The 2054-nt window shown below is 62.6% G+C and carries 2 protein-coding genes; both read right to left on the bottom strand.

What is annotated here, in order from left to right:
* A partial coding sequence (locus ABI213_RS23625) for an EAL domain-containing protein (protein ID WP_348028933.1) occupies positions 1-737 on the bottom strand: 737 nt, incomplete at its 3' end.
* A gap of 75 nt (positions 738-812) precedes the next feature.
* Positions 813-2054 (bottom strand): ATP-binding protein (locus ABI213_RS23620; RefSeq protein WP_348028931.1); only part of this gene is annotated, 1242 nt, incomplete at its 5' end.

Raw genomic sequence — 2054 nt, 5'->3', positions numbered from 1 at the left:
GCACAGGCCGTGCCTAGTACCCAGTGGCCCAGGGGCAAGATAAAACCGGTTTGCTCGGCCACGGGAATGAATTCCGCCGGGGACACCATGCCGTTGATCGGGTGGTTCCAGCGTACCAGTGCTTCTGCACCCGCGATGCGGCCCAACTCGTCCGTCTGGGGCTGGTAGTACAGCGCAAACTGGTTGCCTGACAGGCCTTTACGCAGCTCGGCAGCCATGGCTTTGTAGGCAGTCATTTCCGACTGCATGACGTGCAACAAGGCGTAGAGCACCAGCAAAGCGAGCGTGTTGTTGAACCAGGTGCCGGGGATCCGTACCGCATCGGGCAAAACATAGGGTGTGTCGAAGCCCCATTGGGTACTGGCAAACACAAAAAATGTGGCGAAACACAGCACTGAAATTCCATGCCGCAGCCAAGCACGTTCCCCCTTAAAGATCAAAAAAGTGCCCATGCCCATGACCAAAAAGAAGTGGTGCGCAGAACGGGGAGCTTGGGCGTTCGGGATATCTTGCACCAGGCAAAGCAAGCACAGCCCGACGTACAGGCTGCCCGCCATCAGCAAAGTCGCGCTCCGGGTGCGGCCCCGCAGCGTGAGCACGGCACTAACGGCAGCGATGGCGGCCAGCAAGATATTGCAGACCGCGATGGACCAGGTCCCGTGCCAACCGAAATACACGCCCCAACACAGCATGCCCAGCGCCATAACCGCGCTCCAGACCAGCAAGGCGCGCTGCATGCGCAAACCGTGCTTGCTTTCTGGGTCTGGCGGATGAACCCACACTTTGTAATCGAACCCGTGCAGGCGGATCACCTAGACCATGAATCCCATGCCCCGGGCCTCGCGCACCTCGGGCTTGATGCGGTGCTCGGCCTCTAGCTGGTCCATGAATTCATCGGGGCTGAGGGCGGTGTCCAGAATCTCCACCTGGCGCTTTACCGCCGCAAAGTCGCCAGAGCAGAGCTGGTCGAGCTTGGCCAGACGGCTGTGGAGCGCGTCGGTCCACAGCGCCGCATCCCCGCCCAGGGCTTCGACCACAAACATGGTCTCGCGCTGGGTGCGCAGCAAGGGCTTGAACTGGATTTTGAAGGTGAAGCGGCGCAGCGCGGCCTGGTCGATGCGGTCCAGCAGGTTGGTGGTACACACAAAAATGCCCCGGTAGCGCTCCATACCTTGCAGCATTTCGTTCACCTCGGTGACCTCGTAGGTGCGCTGGGCCCCGCGCCGGTCTTGCAAAAAGCTGTCGGCCTCGTCCAGCAGCAGCACGGCTTTTTCGGCCTCGGCCTCTTTGAACATGGCGGCCATTTTTTGCTCGGTTTCGCCCACATATTTGCTCATCAAGTCGCTGGCCTGCTTGACGATCAGCGGTTTGTCGAGGGCCTTGGCGATGTGCTCGGCCAGCGCGGTTTTGCCGGTGCCGGGCGCGCCGTAAAAGCACAGCGTGCCGTGGCCGCGCGCCTGCAGGGCCTGCACGATGCGGGGGATTTCAAAGCGGCTTTCCACGTTCAGCATGTCCAGGCTGTAGGTGGTGGCGCTGGGGCGCTGGGCGTGGTCGCTGGCGCTGTTACCCAGGGCCATGTCGGCGTTTTTGAGCTGGCGGTCGATCAGGTTTTCAAACGGAATGTCCAGGGCTGGGGTCACCAACCCGGCGAAGCGCACCGCCGTGCGGATCTGCGCCGGCGTCAGGCCTTTGCGCTCGGTGAGCTTGGCCACAAACGCGTCGCTCACGGCCACGCCTTCCAGCGTTTTGCGCACCAGGCCTTCGCGCGCGCCCGGCGGGGGCGACTTCAGCTCCAGGTGGTAAGCAAAGCGGCGGCGGAAGGCCGGGTCTATCTGCTCGATGCGGTTGGTGACCCACAGCGTGGGCACGTTGTTGGATTCCAGAATCTGGTTCACCCAGGCCTTGCCGCTGACGCTGCCGGTGAGCGCCGCGCCGTCACCGGTGTCCATGCGCGCCATCAGCTGCGCCGCGTCGGTCGAGATCGGCGGAAACACGTCCTCGACCTCGTCGAACAGCAACGCCACGTTGCTGCTGCCCTTCAGGAATACCTGGCT

Origin of the sequence: Rhodoferax sp. (assembly GCF_039922535.1) — a bacterium.
In the GTDB taxonomy this organism is placed as follows: domain Bacteria; phylum Pseudomonadota; class Gammaproteobacteria; order Burkholderiales; family Burkholderiaceae_C; genus Rhodoferax_B.
Note: the sequence above shows the minus strand (reverse complement) of the source record. Positions and strands in the feature narration are given on the sequence as shown.